Raw genomic sequence first — 23,918 nt, forward strand, 5'->3', positions numbered from 1 at the left:
ATGAAGTATATTCTCGGGTTATCGCATAGCATTTTTCTTTTGTTACTCCTTGTTGCACCGGCGTCGGCGACACTGACAGTTACCTTTACCGAACAGGCAACCGTAACCGGTGACAAGATACTGCTTGGCGATATTGCACACATTTCCTCAACCGACCAAGCAGGACAGGCCTTAGGCCGGCTGGTAATTGCCAACTCCCCGGCCCCTGGACAAAAAAAAACACTGCAGACCCCTTTGGTCATCACCTCGCTCCGCAATAATCCTCAGGCCGCAGACGTTCACTGGACTGGCACACGAGAAGTTGTAGTGCAGCGCCGGACAATAAAAATTACCGCCGATCAACTCTACCAAATCATTGCCCAATTCCTGGCTGACAACAAACAAAGATTGCCCAACGGTGATATACGCTTCACCTCCATGCGTGCTCCTGCTGAATTCTTCCTGCCATACGGAGAGCTCTCGTGGCGTGTCACACCGTCACGTCCCACTATCGTTGACAGTTCAAGCTTTTCCATTTTCTTTAAAGTCGACGGCAAACCAGCCAATAACTGTACGGTACGTGGTCGAATTGAGATCCTTACTGATATTGCCGTGGCCGCAGATACCATACGGAAGGGAACGGTCATCAAAGCCGAGCAAATAATCATGAAACGTAAAAATATTGTTGCCGCAGACCATCCTGTTTACAGACCTGAAGATGTTATCGGCATGCAGGCAGTTAGAACCATCGGCTCCGGTAAAGTGGTCGAACAAGATCATATTACCGCCCCACCTGTGATCGCGAGCGGAGACATGGTAAAAGTTATTGCCGGCAAAGGGCATCTCAGAATCTCCACCAAGGGCGTTGCCAGGTCAGCCGGGATAATCGGTGACACCATTCGGGTAAAAAACATGCGCTCAAACAAGCTTATTTATGCACGGGTCGAAGGCCCGGGAATGGTTTCCGTGGAGTTTTAAGATGAAATATATACACAAGACGAACTATTCATTCCCATTATCCAACCTGTTCCTGCTGTGTGCGGTGTTGGCCCTTTTTCTTTCAGGCTGCAGTAATCCTAATCCTGAAGTAGTTTCCATTCCCGAACCACTGGAAGCACCTGTAGTAAAGGCTCCGCAACCACAATCGCCAGGCACCTTATGGACAGGAGATGAAGGGAATTGGCTTGCTGATATCAGGGCCAGAACCGTAGGTGATATTGTTACAGTGATCATTCAGGAAGAGGCCAGTGCATCCAAAGAAGCAACCACAGAGACTGACCGGGAATCAAGTATGACTGCCGGGATTCCCACTCTGTTTGGCTATGAAAAGGTGTTTGAAGAGAACAACCCTAATTTGAATATGTCTTCTCTTGTGGAAGCCAACCTGAGCAATGAATTTAAGGGGGGTGGAAAAACGACCAGAAGCGAGGATCTGGTTGCAACCCTTACCACCCAGGTGATTGAGGTCTACCCTAACGGAAACATGAAAATCCGCGGCGGCAAATCGGTTACGGTGAACAATGAAAACCAGATTATTTATCTTACAGGTATTGTCAGGTCATTTGATATAACTGCCGCCAACACCATAGATTCCGGCAATATTCTTAATGCGCAAATTGCCTATACCGGTAAAGGTGCTATTTCAGACAAACAGAAACCAGGCTGGCTGATGCGTATTCTGGATAACACCTGGCCTTTCTAGAGAGGCTCTCCCATGCAAAGAAAATATATACTATACACACTTCTTTTTATTCTGCTGCCTGTATGGGTGCAAACCGTTTCAGCAGCACGCATAAAAGATCTCGCAAACATAGAGGGGGTCCGTGAAAATCAACTCATGGGTTACGGGCTGGTCATAGGGCTCAACGGAACCGGAGACGACATCAAAAAATCGGTTTTCACCCGCCAGGCTATGATCAATATGATCAAAAGAATGGGCATGGCCATCACACCGGATGTCTTTAGCCAAATGAAAACCAAAAACGTGGCAGCGGTCATGGTCACCGCCAAACTGCCTCCTTTTGCACGAGCAGGGTCAACGATCGACATCCACGTGGCCTCCATTGGCGATTCCTCGAGCCTTGCAGGCGGCAACCTGCTCATGACACCGCTCAAAGGGCCTGACGGCAAAACCTACGCCGTTGCCCAAGGTCCCCTTGCCGTTGGTGGCATTTCTTTTGGCGGCAAAGCAGCTCAGGTGCAAAAAAACTTTCCAACCGCGGGTCGTATTGCCGGTGGTGCTATTATTGAGCGAACTGTTAATTTTGCCCTGCCCACAGACGGTAATCTTCTGTTTCAGCTTAAAGAAACAGATTTCACCACTGCTACCAGAATGACCGAGGCCATCAACGATCAATTCGGTGACGCCACAGCCCAGTCTCTCGACGGAACATCCATCCAGGTTATACAACCTGACGATTACCCTGGTGGATTGGTTTCTTTTATTTCAGAAATCGAGAACATCAGTATCTCTCCGGATACACCCGCCAGGATTGTGGTCAATGAACGAACCGGCACTATTGTTATGGGGCAGGATGTACGCATATCTACCGTAGCAGTGTCCCATGGCAACCTGAACCTGGTCATTTCCGAATCCATCGAAGTATCCCAACCAAACCCACTGGCTGCCGGTGAAACGGTGGCCGCACCGCAGACGACCATTGAAACCATCGAAGAGGACGGCAACCTGGTGGTCCTGGAGATGGGTGTCAATATCGGTGATATAGCAAAAGCTCTCAATGCTATTGGTGCCACTCCTCGCGATTTAATCGCTATTTTTCAAGCTATCAAAGCGGCAGGCGCCCTTCAAGGTGAACTGGTTGTCCTTTAATCGGAAATACACATATGAATCCCATTGACCCGAAACTCACATTTGCAGCGGCGCAGCATGTACAACAACAGGAAACTGTCAGTTCTACAAATAAAGATGACAAAGCCATTAAAAAAGCAGCTGCCGAGTTTGAGGCCATCATGGTGCAATCCATGTTCAAAGCCATGCGGAAAAGCGTACCCGAAGGAAAGCTGTTTCCAAAATCCAATGCCGAAAAAATCTATGAAGAAATGCTCGACCTGGAAATTGCAACCCAAGTCTCACAAAAACAGAGCCTCGGTCTTGCCAAACAAATTTACGAACAGATGCAAAGTAAACTAAACCAGGAAAATAAATAGCTGCATTCACTCTTTTTTATCTTTTCAACACCATCAAGGATATTCTCCTCACCACCAGCAAATTGCATAGCATACGTATTTATCTGGAATTACAATCCATTATCCTTACTTTATTTTTTTCATCTTTTTTCCCAGAAAATCAGTAAAAAAACTAAAGTTCTCACAATTTCCCACCGAAAAGAAGAGTACAGAAAAGAAAAAATCTGTACTGCGGCCAAGGACGAGTCGCAACAAACTGCAGGGAGGCAGGGAAATGATAGACAGTGTAAGCCACAAACAATTGCACAGTGCGATTCACACTCACCGGAATTACCGCATGGAAGCTAGCTCTACCAAGCAAAGCGACGTAAGCGGCAAGCAGTCCGGCTCGATGGACGCGGTATCCATTGAGAGTGAATCCTTGTCGGCAATCACTTACTCTACCGACATGAGAGTCGATAACGGAGTAGGAGACAAGTTTGGTTTGCTGCAAAACCTGGTAGCCAACCTGCTGAAAGAACAAGGCATTAACACCAAGGTATTGGCCGGCGATATTGAGATTGACATCGCCACCATCACCCCTGAAGCAGCCGAAGAATTGGTTGCGGATGACGGGTATTTTGGTGTAGAAAAAACCTCAGATCGAATTTTCCAGTTCGCAGTTGGAGTTGCCGGCGGAGATCCATCCCGAATCGATGCCATAAAGGAAGGCATTAATAACGGATTTGACCAAGCGCTTGAAGCGTTTGGTGGATGGCTCCCTGACATCTCCTATGAAACTTACGATGCGGTTATGGAAAAGCTCGACAGCTGGGTAGCTGAGTCCAAAACTGTGGTTGAACAATAACATCAGGTGAACGTGATGACAGTGGAATTTTTTGGAGTCAGAGGTATGGCACAAATAGGCGGTGTCAACAAAACCAATCGCACCGGTGAAACGCAAAAAGCCGGCAAAGCTGACAACGCACAAGGCGCATCGTTTTCTTCTGCTCTCAAGGGAGCGAGTGAAGCAACCAGCACCAGTGATGTTTCCAAAAGCGAACGGGCCGCCCGTGTTGAAGAACTCAAAGCTCAGGTAGCAAATGGTACTTACGAGCCTGAACTGGACAAAGTCGCTTCCAGCCTGCTTAAATTCTTAGTTGAGGGACGATAATGACCCGCGAATCGGTTCGAGAGTTGCTCATGCAGTTGCGAGAAACTATCCACAACGAACGAGAACATGCAAAACAGCTTGATATGCAGGCCATGGCCCATGACATGGCACAAAAACAAGCAATTCTGCAAACCTTGCAGGTTGTCGAAAAACTGCATCCGGACGATCAGGCTCTTGCCCGTGAGATCAGCGATGAAAACAGACGCAATGCCTTCCTTTTCCGGGCAACACTGAATTGGATCCAAGAGACCATGGAATTTTTTGGTCGTAAAACAGTCCCTACAACCTACGGCCAGACCGGTGCAACCAACAACACCGCCATGAACGGTCGCCTGCTTTCCGGTAGGATTTAAGCCGCTTCCCCCCTTCTTCCTGTCACTCCTGGGCTAATCGCCCTTCCCTGTTGTAGCTCTTTCTAACTCACCCAGGCTTTTACCGCTGCTCCGCCCTCTTCTTTGCACTCGGTTTGCTCAGAAACCGGGTGTTAAAGTGCACGCAAACTCTTTATGGTATGCCAACCTCACTCACCCGCGATCCGTCCACCTGTCACCCAGCTGAAAAAGAAAGACCATACGCTCTCAGCTAAACTCTTTCTCGGTTTGTGCCGATACTATAAATAGAGGATCATTTTACCACGTCAACGGACTGACTCACACTACTCAATATCCAGGAATACGAACATGGCAGGACTCCTTGACGCTCTGAATGCCGGTAAAACAAGCCTGAGCACCAACCAGAAATCCATCGAGATTGTCGGCAATAACGTTGCCAACGTCAACACCGAAGGCTATTCGCGTCAACGAGCCGAATTGATGCAGATCCCGGCGGTCAATTTCGGTGATTTCTTCATCGGCCAGGGGGTAACCGTATCCGACGTCAGTCGCGACTACAGTTCCTTTATCAGCCGCCAGCTCCAGGAAAGTAATATTGCCTTTGGTGAAGAAACCGGCAGGTCCAACACCCTATCGGAACTGGAACGGATTTTCAATGTATCGGACGACAATCTTGCCTCTGAAATTGACGGCTTTTTTGATGCCTGGCAAGAGCTGACGACCAACCCAAGCGGAGCTGTGGAACGAGACGTGGTGCTCCAGCGGGGACAACTCCTGGGTGATGCCTTTCGTCAGGTCAGTGATGAGCTCAACACCATTACCCAAAACCTCAACACCGAAATTATCGGCGAGGTGGAACAGCTCAATGAAAAGATCTCTGAGATTGCAAAGCTCAACGACAGAATCAGGCAGACAGAAATCGGCGGCCAGCAGGCCAATGCGGCCAGGGACCAGCGGGATCTGCTGGTTCAGGACCTCTCGCAAACCCTTGGCGTGAAGACATACAGTGATAACCTTGGCATGCTCGCAGTGGTTCTACCAGGGGGCACACCTCTGGTCCAGGGCAATACGGCCATGACCATTCAAACGGTTACCACCGGCACCAATGTCGAACTCCAGGTCGAAATAGCCGGAACCACCAAAGATATCAGCCGCGAGGAACTGGGTGGGGAGTTTCGCGGCATATACGAAATGCGGGATGTTTTTGTGGAAGGATTGCACGATGATCTTGATACCCTTGCCATTGACATCACCTCTTCGGTTAACGATATCCATGATGATGGGTACTTCATTAATCCTACGACGGATATCGTCACCACCGGTCAACTCTTTTTCACCGATATCACAGCGCTGCCGTCAGACGTTCGCGCCAGCAGGTCAATTACCACTGCCTTTACAGACAGTCGCTATATTGCTGCTGCCGGCCAGGACACGGCTGCCCCTGGTGACAACGAGAACGCACTCAAAATCGCAGCATTGGAAACAAGCCATAACGTAACAGGCACCGATGACAATTATGATGCCTTCTTCAGCCAAATGGTCTCCACAGTCGGCATTGAAGCCAGCAGAAACGATCTCGCGCTCAAAGGCGCAGAGGATGCCACAGTCCAATTGCAAAACCTGCGGGATGGTTTTTCCGGGGTTTCTCTTGAAGAAGAAATGATTGACCTTATTCAATATCAACGTGGTTTTCAATCGTCGGCCAAGTTTCTTTCCACTGTTGATGAAATGATGAATTCGCTGCTGCAGCTCAAGGGGTAATGATGAAAGCAACCCAAGGCACGACCTATAACATGCTCGGCTCCAGGCTCAATAATGTAGCCCTTGAACTTGAGAATCTAAGAAACATGGGGGCTACCGGGAAAAAACTGAACAAACCTTCCGATGACCCGGCAGCTATTCGACCGGTCCTTAATACCAGAAAACAGATCAGTAATGTAGACCGTTACCTGGAAACCATGGGCAAGACAGGGGATATAATGGAGGCTACCGACGGTCATCTGGAGCATGTGGAAAACATCATGCAACGGGCCAAGGAAATAATGGTCAACGCTGTCAATGGAAGCCTAAGTGACGAAGACCGAACGGTACTGGCTGATGAGCTGGTACAACTTAAGCAAGAAATGCTTGACACTGCCAACGGTAATATTGACGGCAAATACATTTTTAGCGGTTACCGGGAAGACACTAAGCCGTTTACCATCAACACAGCTTACACAGAGGCCGGATATCTCGCAAACGATAGCTCAACCTGGCCAGTGTTATACAATGGCGACGAAAATGTTACCTTTATTGAGATCAGCCCTGGAGAACAACTGCAGGCCAACCTGACAGGCAACAACCTCTTTTTAGGATCAACAAGTTGGGACCCAACCGACAGCACACTCAATAGTACTGATGCCGGGAGATATGACCTCTTCGCAGAAATTACCCAGGCGGAAGAAGCCATTCGCACCAATGACCAGGCCGCCATGCAGACCAGCCTCGAAGATCTGGAAGGTGCTGCCGAGCAAAACCGCAGACTTCGTTCACAACTTGGCAACCGGGCCAGTCGGGTGGAAGCTTCCATGCTCTACCAGGAGAATGTACGTATTGACCTCGCACAGGTGTTATCCCGCTATGAAGATGCAGACGCAATCGAGGTCTTTAACGATATTATTCAGCAGGAAACAGCCTTTCAGGCGGCGCTGAGCATCACTTCACAAGTGTCCAAACTTTCCATCCTCGATTTCATCTAGCACCAATATTCATAACCGTATATCAGCCATGCAGGGTGGATGAGCGCAGCGCATCCACCAATGTGGCAGGTCTCGGAATCCGCGTGGCTACCTACTGGACGGATCGCGGATGAAAATAGGTACCGGTGAACGCTTACGGATCTTTATCACCTTTGGTTCACATCACAGCAACATGTAACTCCCTGCGACATTACTCATCACAGACTCCTTGTGTGTTACCAGACAATTTAACGCAACATTCTTGAGAATATCATTAATACAGGCAGAACAGGCTAAAAACACTTGCTTTTTTAGCCTGGGTATTCGTATTATGTTGAAAAGGGTAAACATGCGTTTGACTGGGACCCATTATCTTCTCCAGTTTTCATACTAGGCAAAACACGTACCCTCCTTCTGTACTGCGTACATTCCTCCGGATCTTATGCCGGATAAACAACAGGTGTTACTATGCTGGTGCTGACCAGAAAAGCCGGTGAAGGTATTGTCATTGGCGATAATATAACCATTAAGATCATTGAAATGAAAAGCGGTGGTGTCCGCATAGGTATAGATGCTCCCCGGGAGACCAAAATATACCGTCAGGAAGTGTATGACCGTATCCGTCAGGAAAATATAGAAGCAGCCAGGTGGGACATGTCTGATCTGGATATCCTTAGTGACGAGCTTGCAAGCAGGAAAGTGAAAAAATGAAAAAAATACAGACTCGATTTGGAGAAATAGAATTTGATCCTGCAAAAGTTATTCATTTTCCAGAAGGACTCATTGGGCTTGATAATCTCAAGGATTTTCTGGTCATCCCCAACGAGAAACAGGGACCGCTGTTTTGGATACAGTCTGTTGATGACCCTGCCTTTGCCTTCCCTGTAACAGACCCAACCAATTTTTTCCTTGATTATGCCATTGCTCCTGATGCCGAGGAAAGGAAAAAATTACAGATCGGAGAAAAAGATGACTGCTTTGTTTTAAGCATTGTTAGTGTGGGAGAGGATAAAAAAATAACCCTTAACCTGTCAGGGCCCATACTCTATTCTCCCGAGACACATCGAGCACTGCAAGTTATTTTGGAAGACACCACCTATAGCACCAAGACCCCGCTTCCTGAGGTAAAAAATAAGGAATAGTTCACCGAAGCGTAGTAGGTAACCACATAATCCAGATCAGTAACCGTTCAATCAGTTTCACTAGTCTGCCAGAGCCGTTGTTTCATTTTTGAAACAACGGCTTTTTTTATTTTTTTCTTGCAATTTTCCTTAAGTTTTTCACTGCAAAGCCGAAGAGTATATTGAGAGACAGTTAAACGCATTGAGAGAGCAGTTACGTTTGTATCGTTAGCCGAAGGATCAGTCAGTGGACGACCGATGGCTAGACAATTTCATGGAGGATAACCATGGCTTTAACGATCAATACGAACGTAGCATCTTTAAATGCTCAACGAAACCTGTCACAATCCCAACTCGACCTGAATACTTCCATGCAGAGGCTCTCTTCAGGTCTTCGCATCAATTCCGCAAAAGACGATGCTGCAGGTCTTGCCATTTCAGACCGCATGACCTCTCAAATCAGAGGTCTTAACCAGGCAGCGCGTAATGCCAACGATGGTATTTCCTTAGCGCAAACCGCTGAAGGTGCCATGCAGGAATCAACCAACCTGCTCCAGCGTATCCGTGAACTTTCCGTACAAGCGGCCAATGCCACCAACTCTGCCTCGGATAGAGAATCGCTGCAGCAGGAAGTCGATCAGCTTATCTCAGAGCTAGACCGTATCGCAAAAACAACCACCTTCAACGGTTTAAAAATCCTAGATGGTTCGTATGTTGGCGAGCAGTTCCAGGTCGGTCCTAATCCTGGTGATGGTATTAAATTTGATATTGACGGCATTGAAGCAGACGAAATCGGCCACATAGCCACAGCCACCAGTGATAGCGGAACCGGGGTCAATGACCAAGTGGCTAACGATATCATCATCACCTTAGGTTCTGATGGTGATGCTAATGCCATCCCAAGCAGTGCTGATTTTGCAATCACCGGGGATAGCTACCGAGGTGGAGATTCTGCATATGCAAAGGCTGAAGCTATAAGTGATGCCTCTATTTTCGGGTTAACAGTAGATGCTGAAACCACTGTTACAGAAACACTTTCAGCAACAAATGTTGCAGCTTCGGCAACATATTCTCTTACTTTAAATGGTGAAGTTGTTTATAGCCAGCCAAATACAACAGCTGCCCCTGTAGCTATAGACTTTGCAGACATGGTTTCTGGTATTAACGGCAGTGCTTCTGAAACAGGAATAACTGCGACGTATGACTCAACAAGTGGACTCCTCACATTGACCGCCGACGACGGTCGAAATATAGAAATTTCCGATGCAGCTCCGTCAGGCGTTATTACCAACGATATAACCAGGGGGGAGATTACCCTATCAGCAACCGAATCCATTGATATTGGTGGTACAGCAGCAAATATTGGGTTTACCACTACAACTTGGGATGTCGATTCTACGCAGGGTATTGACGTTATAGATATAACCACCCTTGAAGGTGCTAACGAAGCAATGCTTAGAGTGGATGCAGCATTAAGCGCTGTAGATGCAAGCCGTGGTAAACTCGGCGCGATCCAAAATCGATTTGAATCCACCATCTCTAACCTCCAGAACGTATCTGAAAACCTGACGGCAGCCCGCTCACGGATTCGTGATGCGGACATTGCGGCCGAAACCTCTGAAATGACCAAAAATAACATCTTGCAGCAGGCAGGAGTGTCTATCCTCACCCAGGCCAACCAGACCCCGCAGCTGGCGTTGCAGTTGCTCCAGGGATAATTTGCCTGTTTTTGTTAAAGTTATTTCTTTTACAGCTCACTCTGGGGAGCTCTCTCTCCAGAGTGTTTTCAATACCAAGGTTTCTACAATGCAAATAGTTTATTTCCGCCATCAGAAATTTAATTCAGCCATCCGTGAACCAAAAAACCTGGATGGGGTGCCCCTTCCTCTTCATCCGCTGGCAACGCTCAGAAAAGAAAAAGATTTTTTAAAGGATGCATCCAACCAGAAAAATGTTCAACGAATTCAAAAGATTGGAAAACAGGAATTCATTATTCTCAGCTCATGGCAATAAAAAAAAAAAAAAGAACTAAAGAAAAAATGGTGCTCACCGATAAGGTAAGTAAGGGAAAAGGATTTTCCTGAAATCTAACTAAACAAGAAAGAAAATATACGAAGACAAACAAACCGGGAGGCGCTAATCAGCGAAGATTAAAGCTCAACAGGAGATAAGCAGTACAAAAACGTAATAACCGGCAAGGATGCCACTTTCAGTAGATTTTTAGCCTACACATATTCATGGAGGAATATCATGGCCATTACAATTAACACAAACGTAGCTTCTCTCAACGCACAACGTAACTTAGGCACAAGCCAAAGTAACCTTAACACGTCCATGGAGCGTCTCTCCTCTGGTCTTCGGATCAACTCCGCCAAGGACGATGCAGCGGGTCTTGCCATTTCTGATCGCATGACCTCCCAAATCCGCGGCCTGGATCAGGCTGCCCGTAACGCCAACGATGGTATCTCTCTTGCGCAGACCGCTGAAGGTGCGATGCAGGAAAGTACCAACATCCTGCAGCGCATGCGTGAGTTGGCGGTTCAGTCTGCCAACGATACCAACACTGCCAGTGATCGTGAATCTCTCCAAGCTGAGGTTAGTCAGCTTATTGACGAACTCGACAGAATCTCCAGCACCACGACCTTTAATAACCAAAAGCTGCTTGATGGTTCTTTTACATCTGCCTCGTTTCAAGTCGGTGCGCAGGCTGGTGAAACCATTGACTTCGGTATCAACAGTGTAAAATCCAACGATATTGGACATATTGCAACTGCCACAAGTGTAGCAGTTAACTCAGATACTGCAGATGATATCACTATTACCATGGGTGATGGTGATGCCCAGTATGTTGACAGCAGTGCAGACTACGCAGTATCTGGTGACACATATCGCGGAGCAAGTTCGGCATATGCAAAAGCTGCTGCTCTGAATGGATCAGGAATCTCAGGTCTGACAGCTAGTGCTACTAATGAGTCAACCCAAGCGTTCAGTGGTACAGATATTATAGACACTGGCGAAACATACACATTAGAAATAAACGGCACAGAGGTCTACTCTTCTGGTGCTGCAATTGCAGATGACACAGATATCGCAATAGCAGATATCGCAACCGCAATCAACTCAAACTCCTCTGATACTGGAGTTACTGCAGAAGTAGATGGAAGCAACCTTGTATTTACTGCAACGGACGGAAGAGATATCCAAATTGAGGAAACAGGAACTGCAGGCGGATTCTCTAGTGATGATATCACCGCAAAAGGAACCATTACGTTAAGTGCTACAGAAAATATCGAGGTTGGAGGAACTTACGCAACAATAGGTTTCACCTCATCAACTAATGAAATTGCAGTAAACACTACCTCTGGCATTAATAATGTTGATATTAGCACTCGTGCTGGAGCAAATACCGCAATGCAGAAAATTGATGCTGCCATTGCAGACATAGATTCCAACCGTGGTGATCTTGGTGCGATCCAAAATCGTTTTGAATCCACCATCGCAAACCTGCAAAACATCTCTGAAAATGTTTCTGCAGCCCGTTCCCGAATCCTGGACGCTGACATCGCAGCGGAAACCTCCAATATGACACAGCAGAACATCCTGCAGCAGGCTGGTGTATCCATCCTTGCCCAGGCAAACCAGGCGCCTCAGTTGGCTCTGAGCCTGCTCGGTTAATTTTAACCTTTTCTGAAGGAGCCCTTTGGGGTTCCTTCAGATTTTGTTATGATAGAAGTACAAGGAGGTACATATCATGATGATCGAAGCAGTCGGTGCAACCACCGTATCCCCACCCCGCGCAAATGAGCCTGTTCAAAAAGTGGAACAGGAACAACAGCAAGTAAAAGAACAACCCCAAGCAGATTCCAGTGATTCCAATATTCAGCAAGAAGAATTAATCAACCAGATCAAATCTCTCACTGAAGATGGCGTATACTCTGTCCGTTTTGAACGGGATGATACGGCCAATGAACTTGTGGTAAAGATTGTTGACCATGAGACCGATGAGATAATTAGACAGATACCTTCAGAAGAGCTTCTTAATCTCAGTAAACATTTACAGGATCTCAGTGGTAACCTGGTTAACACTGTAAGCTAACCACCCCTGTAAGGAGCAACACCATGAGCACTATTCAATTTAGCGGACTGGCATCAGGACTGGACACGGGTTCTATCGTTGAACAGTTGATGGAAATTGAGCGCCAGCCCATTACCAGTATGGAATCTGACAAGACCTGGATGAACAACCGGCTTGCCGCATTCACTGAATTGGATGGCAGACTCAATTTTTTCAAAGAGTATATAGAAGACCTTGGTAATGCTGATACGCTGATGCAGCGTACTGCCCAAACAAGCTCTGATGAGTACCTTTCCACCTCTGCTTCCAGCGAAGCGCTGGCTGGAACAAGCTATGAGATAGAGGTCGTGTCCCTTGCCCGTCCCCAAAAATCCGTTACTGCAGGCGGATATGCGGACAAGGCGAGTTCTACCTTTGGAACAGGTACCCTGAGTGTTACCGTGGATGGCACCAGTCATAGTATTGAAATTACCGAGGAAAACAATTCCCTTGAAGGCATCATGAATGCCATTAACGATGCGGATATCGGCATCTCCGCCGGCATAATCAATGTTGGTGGAGATTCTACCGAGCCGTATCGACTTATGCTCGCAGGTGATGATGTGGGTAAATCCTTTTCCATTGATGATTCCGGGCTGACCGGTGGCACCAATGCCCTTGGTGTGATCGAAGATGAAACCGGTACCACCAACCCACCTGTCACAGCCGCTACCCAGGCCCACATCAGGGTGGACACCATTGATATTTATTCCGACTCCAACACCCTGACAGAAGCAATTCCAGGGGTTACTCTCGACCTTCTCCAGGCTGAGGAGGGTGAGACCACACAGCTTTCCATTGATCTGGATAAAGACGCAATCAAATCAAATATCAGTTCCTTTGTTGAAGGTTACAATACTGTTGTCAGTTTTATTACCGGCCAATCAGTGATAGATGGAGAAGGTGGTGGGTTGCTCTCAGGCGATTCCGGTGTTAACTCCATCAAACGGCATCTCCAATCCATGCTCACCACCAGTGTCGAGAACTCCGGGGTATTCAGTACGCTTTCCCAACTTGGTTTTGAGACCCAGACCGATGGCACATTGGCGTTAAATGACGACACCCTTGATGATGCCATCACTGAAAACCTTGACAGTGTTGTTAGTCTGCTGAATGGTGATGATGGTGAAAATGGCATAGCAAGCATGTTTACCGAATACCTTGAGTCCATGACCAGCTCCACTACAGGGATGCTAGCCGGCCGTAAGGAATCTATCAACTCAAGTATTGACAGGATGGACAGCCGTATAGAAACCATGGAGATGCGTTTGGACAAACGACAGGCCTCCCTTGAATCGAAATTTTCAGCCATGGAACAACTCATGAGTAGCATGAATTCAACCTCGTCCTACTTAACCCAGCAGATGGCAAATATCTCCAACATGATGAACTACGATAATTAAGGAAAGCTATGAACGGCTACACAAATCAATATTTCGCCAATACCGTCAATTCCGCAACACCGGAACAGCTCATGCTCATGCTCTATGATGGAGCCATCCGGTTTCTCAATCTCGCTGTTCAGGCCATTGACAACAAGCAGATAGACAAACGTGCTTACAATATTAATAAAGCCTCGGCAATTATATCGGAATTTGCGGCCACCCTTGACCATTCTCAGGATGCAGGTCTCGCTGAAAATCTTGATGCACTGTACAGTTATATGCTTACCAGGCTTTTGGACGGCAACCTGAAAAATGACACCGAACCGCTTGAAGAGGTAAAAACCATGCTCGCTGACCTGCGTACAACCTGGGCCCAGGCCATAGACCTTAACAAGCAGGACAGTAAAGCAATGAACAACGGGTATGCTGCGGCCGGCACCGATGCATCACCGACAGCACCCCCTAAATCATTTGCAGTGGCAATGTAGGAAGAGACATGATCATTGAACAAGCGTTGGCAACATACCGTACCATCCTGGCCCAGCTGACTGAAATCGAGCAACTGCTCTCCAGCCACGATACGGAGGCAATGTTGGAAAAATACCAGCAGATGATGGACAGTCAGCATCAAGCAAAGGAGCTGGATCAGGAGATTCTGAAGCTCCTGCCGAATGTTAACGACCCAACGCGCAGTACCAAGATCCTCGACCTGCTTGATCTGATGCAGAAAATCCAGACAACGAATCATCGCCTGATGCCACGAATTCAAGGAATAATGGCAGTGTATAAGAGCGAACTGAACAAGCTCAAGCAGGGCAGCAGCATGATGCGCCGTTACCACTCCCACACCAGACAGACCGGAAAGCTGCTCTCCAGTTCAGGATAAGCTGCTGAACTTTCTCCATCGGCTGTCCGTATTACCCCACGTCTTTTCCCCAGACAGCTTTGGATACATAAAAAATTGCTTTGCTTCTCATCCTTCCTGTGGCAGTCTAAACGTAGAACAATAATCATCAATATTTGAGGTTACTATTGCAGCAACTAGAGGATTTTTTTTCACAGGTAGAAGATCACAAAGCAGTTCGAGTCACACTTCCTCTGTCTAACGGTGTGCCGCAGGAGAGAATTCACTGCATCTATGGTGCAGCAACGCCGCCTGCTTTTTTTCTGTTTTTCCAGGAAGGCGTGCTCCCCCCCACCCTGGACGACAGCAAAAGCTGTCTGGTTACCGTTGATCTTGGTGGCCAGGCAAGATCTGTTACAGCAAATATTACGGCAGTCACAGACGAGCAAACCCTTCAGCTCGAAGCGGTACAGGTTATCAGTCACGAACAGGCTCGAAACTACTTTCGAGTTGATGCGCATACGCCAATCATAGCCACGCCGGTAAATCCGCTCAAAAACGTTGCCGAACAGGATAGTTGGCATCTCGAAGGTGAGACGATCGACTTGAGCGGCAGCGGCGTGCTCTGCGTCTTTTCTCAGCCACTGGAGCAAGGGAAAAAAGTACGCATAAACCTGACCCTTCCCACAGGCCTTATGCATACGGTAGAGAGCATAGGCCATGTAGTACGCTGTGAAAAAATTGAAGAGGCAATGTACCATGTCGGGTTTCATTTCGATATACTTGCCAGTGAGGACAGGGATAAAATAATGGCGAGCTGTTTTGAATTACAGCGAAAACACCTGCGTATGAAGGTACAGGTTAAAAATTCCTTGTAGAGGAGAAATTCGGCGTAACAAGCTGCACATTTTACACTTTCTCCATTGAAATAGGCGAAAAACCTGTTACAACTTCGTTACATATAGCTTATTATACGACTCCCTTTCAATATAGCTGAAGAATACTGTGTGACAAAAATAGAAGAAATCATAGAAAAGCTCCAGGACGGCGCAGAAGCCCTTGTGGATCTTTGTTATAAAAATAAAGAAGAGCACCGGCATAATGCCCTTTTTTCCAAGGCCGAATCTCCCTGTTTTGAGCTGTTTTTCCCCCCAAAGTCCTGGAACAGTGAAGAGCTGCTGCTGGGGAAGAATTACCAATTAACAGTCAAACACAAAGGCGCGGCCGTCAACATTATTGCCGAGCTTGACACCGTCATCAATGACAGGCGCTTGGGCTTTATCGCCCGTGAACCCATCAAGCCAGAGGCATTAAGGGAATACTTTCGGGTTTCCATTAATACTCCTATCGAGATAGGCTACCTTCCCAGCCCCAAAGAAGTAAAATTAAAAAAGTGGAATATGGTTGGAACAACAGTCGATCTCAGTGCCTCCGGGGTGCTTGGACTGTTTGCCGAAAAACCCGAATCAAGCAGCAGAATCCAGATCAGCATAACTGATCCTGCCAGCCAAAATAGTATATCCTGCTTCGGCCATGTGGTCCGAACATACCGGATGAGAAAAAATCGCTACCAGGTCGCCCTCCACTTTGAGAGTGTTAGCCAGGATATTCGCGACCGACTTATTGCCTTCTGCCTCCAGGAACAACGTCGCCAGCTCAGGGAAAATATCGAAGTAAAATATTAGCCCGGATTTTTCATCAGTTCAGGCGGCGTCAGGTTCAAAGTTTTTGACAATGAGTTATAGTCTCCTATATTCATTGCCAAAATACTGAAGAAAATGATGCTGGATGGACTGACCTTTGGTGAACATTGTGAAAAAAATACCAAATCTATTTGAATTTACATAACATACAGAAATTATGTGTAATTTGTTAAGTTGACACAATGTTCATGAGAAATTCGGGTTAGAACAACTTTTCACTCAACCCCCAAGAGCAGTCTTGGGCCTGGTTAGATGAGGCACACCATGGATTTTCCGGTTTCTCCCGCCTCAACACTCAATATCCAACAACTGTACCGCCGGCAGGACAGCAGGCAGGGAAACACTCCCCTTCCATTTTCCCAGGGGCAAATGCTGCAAGGGACCATTACCGGTAAAAGTGGCAACAATATCTATCAGCTAGATATAGGAGGAAAACAATTGCAAGCGCAGTCCAGTGCGCTGCTGCAGGTAGGGCAGAAACTGAACCTGCAGGTTGCGGCAGTTTCACCGGGCGTTGAACTCCAGGTTGTGGGCGACACGCTGCCCAGACAAATCGGCGCCTCTTTCCACGCACTGGATGGTCAAAAAACGCTGCTGCAGAACCTTGTACAACTCAACCAGACCGGCAACACGACAAATCTCAGCGAAGCAGCCAAACAAACCCTTTCTTTTTTTTCGCAATCGGCTGTGCAACTGAATCCATCTGCCCAGCAAGCTTCAACGCCGATCAGCAACGCCCTCCTGAATACAGTGATCCAGTCGCTACAGACCAACCCGGCAACTACACCACAGGCATCACGTACCCTGGAAGGGCTGCTGCAAAATGTATTACCAGCTTTACCACAAGAAACAACTGCGGCAAACCAGACCCTCCAGTTACTCGACAAGCTTTCCGGAGCAACGTCGCTCGCTCTGGCTGTATCAGGTAAAGAACAGTCGATTCCCCTGGCTCTGCTTGAACAAACCGTAAGCTCTGCCCTGCAAGCACCTCAACAAACCCAGCAACTTGCCCTGCAGCTTGTTGCTCTTTTCAATACCAATCAATCCCTCCAGCCAAGCAAAGAACTACAAGCCATTGTTTCGCTGGCCCTTTCCCTACCGTCAACTACGCAAACCACAACAACGCCACCCGACGGTGGGCAACTGCAACAAGTGATAGAGCGCATGGGCCTCAATATGGAGCAGCTGTTCGCACAAAATAGAGGCCAGGAAGCCGCTCAAACCTTGAAATTTGCCTTGCTTGAACTTGGGCAGCAACTGACAGGAACAAATACACCTGCAGGCGAGCAGACAGGGCAGCTATTACAAACAATTGAGCTTTACCAAATGCTGCAGCTCCGCATGGCCGGTGAATTTCTTTTCTTTCTCCCCCTGCCGTTGCCTTTTCTGAATCAAGGGTATCTCCTTGTTGATGATCAACCGCAAAATGATGATGAAACCCGCGACGCAACCAAAGAAAACGCCTTACGATACACGCTGCACCTGCAACTCGAAGGGCTGGGAAACGTGCGAATTGAGATGCAACAAACCGAGGACCAGCTCGACCTGCGTTTTTTTGCTGAAGATCGGGACAAAATGGCATTTATGCATGAACATAAGGAGGAGCTCGACAAATGGGTGACAGCAGTCGAGGTAGGGTCAGCCCAATTTTTTTCTGGAGCAGAAGATCCGGCAAAAACCCTGCTCCAAAAAAGTACTGCTGACGGTGCTGGGGTTATTAACACCAAGGCTTGACGTTTTTTTCGACCGCGGGCTGCTCAGTACGTCGGACGTAGGGTGGCTAAGCGCAGCGCATCCACGCTGATTCTGAACGGTAACATCGGTGGATAAGCGCTACGCTCATCCATCCTACTTAATATTTTCGCAAAAAAAATCCATGACAACTTCAGACAAACGTGAAAAAGCCGTAGCCTTGCGCTACGACGAACAGAAAGGTTCAGCTCCTGAGGTGGTGGCGTCAGGGAAAGGTGTTGTCGCGCGCAATATCATAGAATCTGCAGAAAAAGCAGGCATATATATAAAAAAAGATCCAGACCTGGTTGAACTCCTGGCCAAGGTACCCGTTGGCGAAGAGCTCCCGCCTGAATTATATCAAACAGTGGCGGAAGTGCTTGCCTTTGTCTACTCGGTGAATACAAAATTCAAGCAAAAGCTCGAGCCACTTTCCCCTGAAAATAAGGTAAAAAAATAAGGGTGTTACCTCCTCTAAAAAGTGTTTTTCCGGTGCCCATCTCAAAAAAAAAACAGATTCTCGCCCTGCCCCTTTTTACAGCCTTAAAAAGGCCTACCATAAAAATTGGTTCCCACGGGTGAGAAAAAAGAAGAATCAGCAAAAACCGCTTCATATATCTTTTTTTCTAGCGTATACTCGTTGTAATTGTAACACTACTATTTTTCACACTTTATTATAAATAGCTTTGACGTGCACGAGGTAGCAATATGAATTATGGAGTTGTTAGCCAGGAACAGCTTGAAAAAATAGACGCAATCCTGACCGAAAAACTCATCAAGATCGGTGTCGATTGTGTCATTATTATAGATATGGCAGGCAACATCATCACTGCCAAGGATAATGGCACTTCAAAGTATGATGTGTACTCCTTTGCAGCCCTTGCTGCAGGTAACTTTGCAACAGTTGATGCCATGGCGAAGCTGGTAGGTGAGCAGGAATTCTCACTCCTTTTTCATAAGGGCACGGACTGCAATATTCATTTCTCAAAAATTGACGACGAACTCCTTTTAATTACCATGTTCGGTAAAAATATATCCCTTGGTTTTCTGCGCCTCAACGTTGTAGAGACTATTGAACGTATCCAGAAACTCTGGGGTTAATCAAAGGCAGTACTTTAGTCCTGAAAGTATCCATATCATGCATTGCCTCTTACTTATGTTCGTACCAACTGGCTGCAGGAGATAATTTTGAGCTTCATAAACCTCAGAGAAAAAATTGTCCAGGTCAAAATTGTATACTATGGCCCCGGCCGTGGGGGCAAGACAACCAACCTGGAATACATTAATCGAAAATTTTCCAAGCAAATCCAGTCTGAGATGGTCAGCCTAAAGACCCATGGAGATCGTACCCTTTTTTTTGATTTCCTCCCTTTTAATATGGGACAGATTAAAGGGTATGAATTGAAAATTCAGCTTTATACCGTACCAGGGCAGGTAAAATATAATGCCACCCGAAAACTGGTTTTAAAGGGCGTGGATGGGATTGTTTTTGTCGCAGATGCCCAGGAACAGATGCGGGAAAAAAATATTCGTTCCCTTAACCAACTCCATGAAAACCTGCGGGACTATAAAGAATCTATCTTCCGGATACCGCTTGTTCTACAATATAATAAGGTAGACCTGCGAAATCAGGGAATTCCTATTCTACCTATTTCTATATTGGAAAAGGATCTTAACTCAAAACTCAAGGTTCCCTCATTTGAAGGCAGCGCGCTGACTGGCTACAATGTAGCGGAAACACTAAAAAAAATAATATCTTCAACCGTCGTATCAATCCAGAAAAAGTTGCAGTGAGGCAACAGGTAAAAGCAAGTTATTGAAATTGCGCCTCTTTTTTATTCGCCATCAAGGCGGGTTAAGGCGTGCATAACGAGCTATGTAAGCCTTGACACAACGAAGAAAACGGATAAAGAGTCAAGCTGGATGCGTAAGGTATTTTTGCTTGGAGCCTAAACAGGGGATACGTGATACTCAAACATCGGTCAGGTTATGAAAAATTCCCAGGAAAAACACAATAACAGCTTTGATGAATATGAGGATCTGACGCTTTTTGCTGATGAATCCTTTGATACCGGAGATGTGGACCTTTTCGAGTTTTCCAGTGAAGACGACTCGATACTGACCCGCCTGAAATCCATTATCCTTTCCCTTGACTGGGAAATCAACGATGAAATTCTTCAGGAACTCACCGATGAGGTACAGCTGCTCCAGGAACAGTGGCAAGATGATAAAGTTGCCGAAGTTTACTTGCAAGGATTAGACAAGATAGGCCGTTATATTGGTAGCAAAGGCGCTTACGCCCACCCAAATGCTATTAAGCTGCTCCTTACCTTTTATTATAACTTCGAAAAAATCACCTCTTCTGAAAATATTACCCAAGAGGAGATTGCATTACTCTTAAAGGGTGATGTCCGTAAGTTCCGTATTCTGCAGTATCAGGTGAATCAGGGAGACGAAAGCGCACCTGTTGTAACTGCTATGGAAGAACCGGTCCTCCTCCAGGCTGATGCTGAAGAAAAACAGGTCATCAATCATACGGAAAAGGACCACCTGAAACTGCTCAAGGCAAGTATTTTAAGCCTGGACTGGGAAGTAACGGAAGAAAGTCTGCAGCAATTTTCCCTACAATTGGATCACTTTCACCAAGCACTGGCAGACGACAAACCGGCAATGGTACTTGTTCAGGGGTTACGTGCACTGGGTGAATATATCAGTGAATCCGGGGCTGCTGCCCATCCTGAATCGTTTACGCTTCTCCATGCCTTTGCCGAAGGGCTTGAGCAGGTACTTTATGTTGATGCAGACAAACGAGATAAACATCAGTTGCAAGCCTTGCTGGTTGACCGCATAGGCCGCCTCAACGCTCTAAAAGCTCTTATTGTCGAACAGCCGTCGCCCCCATCTGAACAAATTGTTGATGGCCTTGTCGAGGAAATGGCCCCTACCGAACCAGCACCTGAACCTTCGCCAGATGTGTCCCCGGTTCAATCTCTGCAGGAATTTACCGCAGAACAAACAACAGAGGCCGCTGAAGACTATCCAGGGGATATAGAAGCTGAGCTTGATGAGCTTTTTCCTGTGGAACATTCCCCGGCAATGGAAACTTCCGACACAAAGTATCCCGACGAAATTTTATCCCCTGATGCAATTCATCCAATCAGCAATAATGTTGCCGACGAATATATTGAAACTGAACTACGATCCAAACGGGACCTTGCCCCCGCGTTATCTGAATCAGATGAAATATTTGGTTTTAACGAAGACACAGAGCCGCTCGATATTCCAGCGCAAAGCGACCTCAATGATCAACTCGACAAACTCTTTGATAAGGACATCTTCGGCGATGATGCTGAACAAGAAACAGTAACAGCCTCTGATAACGAACCGGTTCCGGCTCTTGCTGATGAAGAACCCCTTGATGTTGCCCTTGCAAATTTTAATTTTTCAACTGATGCCGAAGGAGCTGCTGAACCTGGAGAGAAAGAGGAAGAGCTTGACCTTGACATTGAAAGTGAATTGGACAGTTTTTTCTCCGAAAAAGACAGCGATGCGGATGCTGAGACGGAACCACCACTTCATATTGATGAACCAGAGAGTGGTATAATCCCGGCCCTTGCTGACAGCTCTGATGAACAGGGCTTTTCCATAGATAAATCCATGGAATCATTATCCCAGTCGCCTCTAGGCGATATTGAGGAAAAACTCGATTTCTTTTTTGATGAAGACGACGATGAAGGCTTCTTACCAGCCACCACCGTCGGCGATACAGAGGAAAATTTCGAAGATACACTGGATTTCTTTGAACAAGAAGATAAAGAAAAAGAGCTGCTTGATTCAGCACTAAATGCAGCCACGGCCCCAACAAACCTCGCTGCCCAACAAAACGCTGATCAAGAGAATGAACTCGAAGAACAGCTCGATTTCTTTTTTGATGCAAGTGAAGATGATGAAGAGGAACCTGGCTTGGAACTCACCTCTCCTCTACCTGCCTTCTCTGAAACTCAGCCCGCCGAACAAGAAGAGACAGCCCCTGCTCCGGTTAAAGAAGAAAAAGAAGTATACCTGGCAGCATTGGGGGCAGTTCTTCCAAGTACGGTGCGAGCACCAACAGATGAAGGGATTGCAGAGGCAGCAAAGCTTATAACAGAACTCAAAGATGTTGAACAAGGAACTGAAGAAAAAGTCCTTGTACGACTCATGGGCGGGATTATTGACCAACTGGTACACAGCAGGTTTATCGATCTTGCAGCGACAGAGAAAGTGGTCAATGTTCTTTTTGAACAGCTGAGTCGCCCATCTCTCTCCAGCGAAGATATGACCAACGCCATGGAACAGTATCTGGGGTGGCAGACCGAAGCCGTGGCAGCGATTGCCCAATCTGCACAACCAGGGCTTGTTCTCCCCACGGCTACGCCTACGCCACAACCTGTAAGCGAAAAAGTGACACCCTCTCTTTCCGCTCAATCCGAGCTACGTCTGATTAAAGACATGATCCAGGACGAGTTTAATCAATTGCGGGATGAGCTGAAAAAAGTTCCACCTGCGGGCTGATTTTCCATAAAAATCAATTCGGCCTTTAATACAAAAGGAGATGGCATGTTAGCCGTCTCCTTTTTTTTTGTAGTACTTCCGCCTTATTTTCCTCCGCCCTTGTTATTGTTTTCTCGGATCAAAGGCCTCTCGAAGGGCTTCGCCGATAAAAATCAGCAAAATAAGCGTGCCTACCAGCACCACAAAAGTGGAAAGCGACAACCACCATGCATCAATGTTTGCCTTGCCTTGGGCTAAAAGTTCGCCGAGACTTGGCGTGGAAGGCGGCACTCCAAGTCCTAAAAAGTCCAAACTGGTAAGGGCTAAAATAGCGCCGGACATTCGAAAAGGGAGAAAGGTAATGACCGGTGTCATGCCGTTTGGTAACAGGTGGCGATACATAATGGTTATATTGCCGACCCCCAAAGCTTTGGCAGCCTTTACATATTCCATATTTCGTCCTTTGAGAAACTCTGCCCGCACATAATCAGAAAGCCCCATCCAGCCAAAAAGGGAGAGCAATATGAGAAGCAGAGCAACGCTGGGCTTAAAGATGGAGGCAAAGATAATTAACAGATAGAGCTCAGGCATAGAACCCCATATTTCTATAAAACGCTGAAAGAACAGATCCAGCCTGCCGCCAAAATACCCTTGCATCGCTCCTGCAAAAATACCGAGTAAAGTCCCGATAGTTGTCAATGCCAGCCCAAAGAGCACACTGAGCCTGAAGCCGTAAATCAGCCGTGCCAGTACATCACGCCCCCTGTCGTCGGTACCTAAAAGGTTTTGCTTTGTCGGTGGCGAAGGAACGGGACGGTTAAGCGTAAGATTGATGGAATTATAACTGTGGGGATTAGGTGGAAAAAAAACCTGGTTACCTTTCGCTGTCAATTTTTCAAGTATGTAAGGGTCTTTGTAGTCGGTTTCCGTTTCAAAATCACCTCCGAAAACGGTTTCAGGATAATATTGCCACAAAGGAAAATACCACTGCTCCTCATAATGAACCAGAAGAGGCTTATCATTGCTCAACACCTCGGCAAAGAGACTGGCGACAAAAAGCAGCAAAAACAGAATCAAAGAATAATATCCCCGTTTGTTTTTGCGAAATAATCGCCACCGCCGACTTGCCAGGCTATTTCTTTTCCGTTTGAACGAGTCCATG

26 protein-coding genes are annotated in these 23,918 nt (G+C 46.9%); 25 read left to right on the forward strand and 1 reads right to left on the reverse strand.

Annotation, left to right across the window (positions count from 1 at the left end; genetic code table 11):
- The 25 genes from flgA to ACHZCY_RS05820 all read left to right on the forward strand — a co-directional run bounded on the left by flgA (window position 1) and on the right by ACHZCY_RS05820 (window position 22,777).
- Window positions 1–957 (forward strand): flagellar basal body P-ring formation chaperone FlgA, encoded by a 957-nt coding sequence (flgA, locus tag ACHZCY_RS05700; protein WP_319548146.1) that lies wholly within the window; start codon window positions 1–3, stop codon window positions 955–957.
- Window position 958: 1 nt separating this feature from the next.
- Complete coding sequence (locus ACHZCY_RS05705) at window positions 959–1,681, forward strand: flagellar basal body L-ring protein FlgH (RefSeq protein WP_205222908.1); 723 nt, start codon at window positions 959–961, stop codon at window positions 1,679–1,681.
- Between the two features lie 12 nt (window positions 1,682–1,693).
- Window positions 1,694–2,809, forward strand: a complete 1,116-nt coding sequence (locus ACHZCY_RS05710; protein ID WP_319548147.1) for a flagellar basal body P-ring protein FlgI — start codon at window positions 1,694–1,696, stop codon at window positions 2,807–2,809.
- A 14-nt stretch (window positions 2,810–2,823) separates the two neighbouring features.
- Window positions 2,824–3,147: a rod-binding protein gene (locus tag ACHZCY_RS05715; RefSeq protein WP_205222906.1), complete on the forward strand. Its 324-nt coding sequence runs from the start codon at window positions 2,824–2,826 to the stop codon at window positions 3,145–3,147.
- Between the two features lie 253 nt (window positions 3,148–3,400).
- Window positions 3,401–3,973: a hypothetical protein gene (locus tag ACHZCY_RS05720; protein ID WP_319548148.1), complete on the forward strand. Its 573-nt coding sequence runs from the start codon at window positions 3,401–3,403 to the stop codon at window positions 3,971–3,973.
- A 15-nt stretch (window positions 3,974–3,988) separates the two neighbouring features.
- A complete protein-coding gene (gene flgM, locus ACHZCY_RS05725; protein WP_319548149.1) occupies window positions 3,989–4,279 on the forward strand; it encodes a flagellar biosynthesis anti-sigma factor FlgM in 291 nt (96 codons plus the stop codon).
- Window positions 4,279–4,632 (forward strand): flagellar protein FlgN, encoded by a 354-nt coding sequence (locus tag ACHZCY_RS05730; RefSeq protein ID WP_205222903.1) that lies wholly within the window; start codon window positions 4,279–4,281, stop codon window positions 4,630–4,632. Before flgM ends, ACHZCY_RS05730 begins: the two co-directional genes overlap by 1 nt.
- Window positions 4,633–4,959: 327 nt before the next feature.
- Window positions 4,960–6,372, forward strand: coding sequence for a flagellar hook-associated protein FlgK (gene flgK / locus ACHZCY_RS05735; protein ID WP_319548150.1), 1,413 nt, complete (start codon window positions 4,960–4,962; stop codon window positions 6,370–6,372).
- A complete protein-coding gene (gene flgL / locus ACHZCY_RS05740) occupies window positions 6,372–7,349 on the forward strand; it encodes a flagellar hook-associated protein FlgL (protein WP_319548151.1) in 978 nt (325 codons plus the stop codon). Before flgK ends, flgL begins: the two co-directional genes overlap by 1 nt.
- A gap of 447 nt (window positions 7,350–7,796) precedes the next feature.
- Window positions 7,797–8,039, forward strand: coding sequence for a carbon storage regulator CsrA (csrA, locus tag ACHZCY_RS05745; RefSeq protein ID WP_319548152.1), 243 nt, complete (start codon window positions 7,797–7,799; stop codon window positions 8,037–8,039).
- Window positions 8,036–8,470, forward strand: coding sequence for a flagellar assembly protein FliW (locus tag ACHZCY_RS05750; RefSeq protein WP_319548153.1), 435 nt, complete (start codon window positions 8,036–8,038; stop codon window positions 8,468–8,470). The genes csrA and ACHZCY_RS05750 overlap by 4 nt, the downstream gene beginning before the upstream one ends.
- A gap of 266 nt (window positions 8,471–8,736) precedes the next feature.
- Window positions 8,737–10,167: a flagellin N-terminal helical domain-containing protein gene (locus ACHZCY_RS05755; protein ID WP_319548154.1), complete on the forward strand. Its 1,431-nt coding sequence runs from the start codon at window positions 8,737–8,739 to the stop codon at window positions 10,165–10,167.
- Between the two features lie 88 nt (window positions 10,168–10,255).
- A complete protein-coding gene (locus ACHZCY_RS05760; protein WP_319548155.1) occupies window positions 10,256–10,462 on the forward strand; it encodes a hypothetical protein in 207 nt (68 codons plus the stop codon).
- 237 nt (window positions 10,463–10,699) lie between these two features.
- On the forward strand, window positions 10,700–12,124 hold the full coding sequence (locus ACHZCY_RS05765) for a flagellin N-terminal helical domain-containing protein (protein WP_319548156.1): 1,425 nt from the start codon (window positions 10,700–10,702) through the stop codon (window positions 12,122–12,124).
- Between the two features lie 76 nt (window positions 12,125–12,200).
- On the forward strand, window positions 12,201–12,545 hold the full coding sequence (locus ACHZCY_RS05770) for a flagellar protein FlaG (protein ID WP_319548157.1): 345 nt from the start codon (window positions 12,201–12,203) through the stop codon (window positions 12,543–12,545).
- A 23-nt stretch (window positions 12,546–12,568) separates the two neighbouring features.
- Complete coding sequence (fliD, locus tag ACHZCY_RS05775; protein ID WP_319548158.1) at window positions 12,569–13,966, forward strand: flagellar filament capping protein FliD; 1,398 nt, start codon at window positions 12,569–12,571, stop codon at window positions 13,964–13,966.
- Window positions 13,967–13,974: 8 nt separating this feature from the next.
- Window positions 13,975–14,436 (forward strand): flagellar export chaperone FliS, encoded by a 462-nt coding sequence (gene fliS, locus ACHZCY_RS05780; protein WP_319548159.1) that lies wholly within the window; start codon window positions 13,975–13,977, stop codon window positions 14,434–14,436.
- Between the two features lie 8 nt (window positions 14,437–14,444).
- Window positions 14,445–14,834, forward strand: coding sequence for a hypothetical protein (locus tag ACHZCY_RS05785; protein WP_319548160.1), 390 nt, complete (start codon window positions 14,445–14,447; stop codon window positions 14,832–14,834).
- Between the two features lie 146 nt (window positions 14,835–14,980).
- Complete coding sequence (locus ACHZCY_RS05790) at window positions 14,981–15,670, forward strand: flagellar brake protein (protein ID WP_319548161.1); 690 nt, start codon at window positions 14,981–14,983, stop codon at window positions 15,668–15,670.
- A 129-nt stretch (window positions 15,671–15,799) separates the two neighbouring features.
- A complete protein-coding gene (locus ACHZCY_RS05795) occupies window positions 15,800–16,477 on the forward strand; it encodes a PilZ domain-containing protein (protein WP_319548162.1) in 678 nt (225 codons plus the stop codon).
- Window positions 16,478–16,759: 282 nt separating this feature from the next.
- Complete coding sequence (locus tag ACHZCY_RS05800) at window positions 16,760–18,229, forward strand: hypothetical protein (RefSeq protein ID WP_319548163.1); 1,470 nt, start codon at window positions 16,760–16,762, stop codon at window positions 18,227–18,229.
- Between the two features lie 142 nt (window positions 18,230–18,371).
- Window positions 18,372–18,686, forward strand: coding sequence for an EscU/YscU/HrcU family type III secretion system export apparatus switch protein (locus tag ACHZCY_RS05805; protein WP_319548164.1), 315 nt, complete (start codon window positions 18,372–18,374; stop codon window positions 18,684–18,686).
- A gap of 248 nt (window positions 18,687–18,934) precedes the next feature.
- Window positions 18,935–19,327, forward strand: a complete 393-nt coding sequence (locus ACHZCY_RS05810) for a roadblock/LC7 domain-containing protein (protein WP_205222888.1) — start codon at window positions 18,935–18,937, stop codon at window positions 19,325–19,327.
- A gap of 87 nt (window positions 19,328–19,414) precedes the next feature.
- Window positions 19,415–20,020 (forward strand): GTP-binding protein, encoded by a 606-nt coding sequence (locus ACHZCY_RS05815; protein ID WP_205222887.1) that lies wholly within the window; start codon window positions 19,415–19,417, stop codon window positions 20,018–20,020.
- 195 nt (window positions 20,021–20,215) lie between these two features.
- Window positions 20,216–22,777 (forward strand): hypothetical protein, encoded by a 2,562-nt coding sequence (locus tag ACHZCY_RS05820; protein ID WP_319548165.1) that lies wholly within the window; start codon window positions 20,216–20,218, stop codon window positions 22,775–22,777.
- A gap of 102 nt (window positions 22,778–22,879) precedes the next feature.
- On the opposite strand, the gene ACHZCY_RS05825 is transcribed toward ACHZCY_RS05820, so the two are convergent.
- A complete protein-coding gene (locus ACHZCY_RS05825) occupies window positions 22,880–23,917 on the reverse strand; it encodes an ABC transporter permease (RefSeq protein WP_205222885.1) in 1,038 nt (345 codons plus the stop codon).
- Window position 23,918 lies beyond the last annotated feature (1 nt).

Origin of the sequence: Desulfogranum marinum (assembly GCF_963675105.2) — a bacterium.
Lineage (GTDB): Bacteria > Desulfobacterota > Desulfobulbia > Desulfobulbales > Desulfobulbaceae > Desulfogranum > Desulfogranum marinum.

Coding starts and splice junctions, on each gene's coding strand:
- flgA (WP_319548146.1), top strand. CDS start 1: ATGAAGTATATTCTCGGGTTATCGCATAGCATTTTTCTTTTGTTACTC.
- ACHZCY_RS05705 (WP_205222908.1), top strand. CDS start 959: ATGAAATATATACACAAGACGAACTATTCATTCCCATTATCCAACCTG.
- ACHZCY_RS05710 (WP_319548147.1), top strand. CDS start 1,694: ATGCAAAGAAAATATATACTATACACACTTCTTTTTATTCTGCTGCCT.
- ACHZCY_RS05715 (WP_205222906.1), top strand. CDS start 2,824: ATGAATCCCATTGACCCGAAACTCACATTTGCAGCGGCGCAGCATGTA.
- ACHZCY_RS05720 (WP_319548148.1), top strand. CDS start 3,401: ATGATAGACAGTGTAAGCCACAAACAATTGCACAGTGCGATTCACACT.
- flgM (WP_319548149.1), top strand. CDS start 3,989: ATGACAGTGGAATTTTTTGGAGTCAGAGGTATGGCACAAATAGGCGGT.
- ACHZCY_RS05730 (WP_205222903.1), top strand. CDS start 4,279: ATGACCCGCGAATCGGTTCGAGAGTTGCTCATGCAGTTGCGAGAAACT.
- flgK (WP_319548150.1), top strand. CDS start 4,960: ATGGCAGGACTCCTTGACGCTCTGAATGCCGGTAAAACAAGCCTGAGC.
- flgL (WP_319548151.1), top strand. CDS start 6,372: ATGATGAAAGCAACCCAAGGCACGACCTATAACATGCTCGGCTCCAGG.
- csrA (WP_319548152.1), top strand. CDS start 7,797: ATGCTGGTGCTGACCAGAAAAGCCGGTGAAGGTATTGTCATTGGCGAT.
- ACHZCY_RS05750 (WP_319548153.1), top strand. CDS start 8,036: ATGAAAAAAATACAGACTCGATTTGGAGAAATAGAATTTGATCCTGCA.
- ACHZCY_RS05755 (WP_319548154.1), top strand. CDS start 8,737: ATGGCTTTAACGATCAATACGAACGTAGCATCTTTAAATGCTCAACGA.
- ACHZCY_RS05760 (WP_319548155.1), top strand. CDS start 10,256: ATGCAAATAGTTTATTTCCGCCATCAGAAATTTAATTCAGCCATCCGT.
- ACHZCY_RS05765 (WP_319548156.1), top strand. CDS start 10,700: ATGGCCATTACAATTAACACAAACGTAGCTTCTCTCAACGCACAACGT.
- ACHZCY_RS05770 (WP_319548157.1), top strand. CDS start 12,201: ATGATGATCGAAGCAGTCGGTGCAACCACCGTATCCCCACCCCGCGCA.
- fliD (WP_319548158.1), top strand. CDS start 12,569: ATGAGCACTATTCAATTTAGCGGACTGGCATCAGGACTGGACACGGGT.
- fliS (WP_319548159.1), top strand. CDS start 13,975: ATGAACGGCTACACAAATCAATATTTCGCCAATACCGTCAATTCCGCA.
- ACHZCY_RS05785 (WP_319548160.1), top strand. CDS start 14,445: ATGATCATTGAACAAGCGTTGGCAACATACCGTACCATCCTGGCCCAG.
- ACHZCY_RS05800 (WP_319548163.1), top strand. CDS start 16,760: ATGGATTTTCCGGTTTCTCCCGCCTCAACACTCAATATCCAACAACTG.
- ACHZCY_RS05805 (WP_319548164.1), top strand. CDS start 18,372: ATGACAACTTCAGACAAACGTGAAAAAGCCGTAGCCTTGCGCTACGAC.
- ACHZCY_RS05810 (WP_205222888.1), top strand. CDS start 18,935: ATGAATTATGGAGTTGTTAGCCAGGAACAGCTTGAAAAAATAGACGCA.
- ACHZCY_RS05820 (WP_319548165.1), top strand. CDS start 20,216: ATGAAAAATTCCCAGGAAAAACACAATAACAGCTTTGATGAATATGAG.
- ACHZCY_RS05825 (WP_205222885.1), bottom strand. CDS start 23,917: ATGGACTCGTTCAAACGGAAAAGAAATAGCCTGGCAAGTCGGCGGTGG.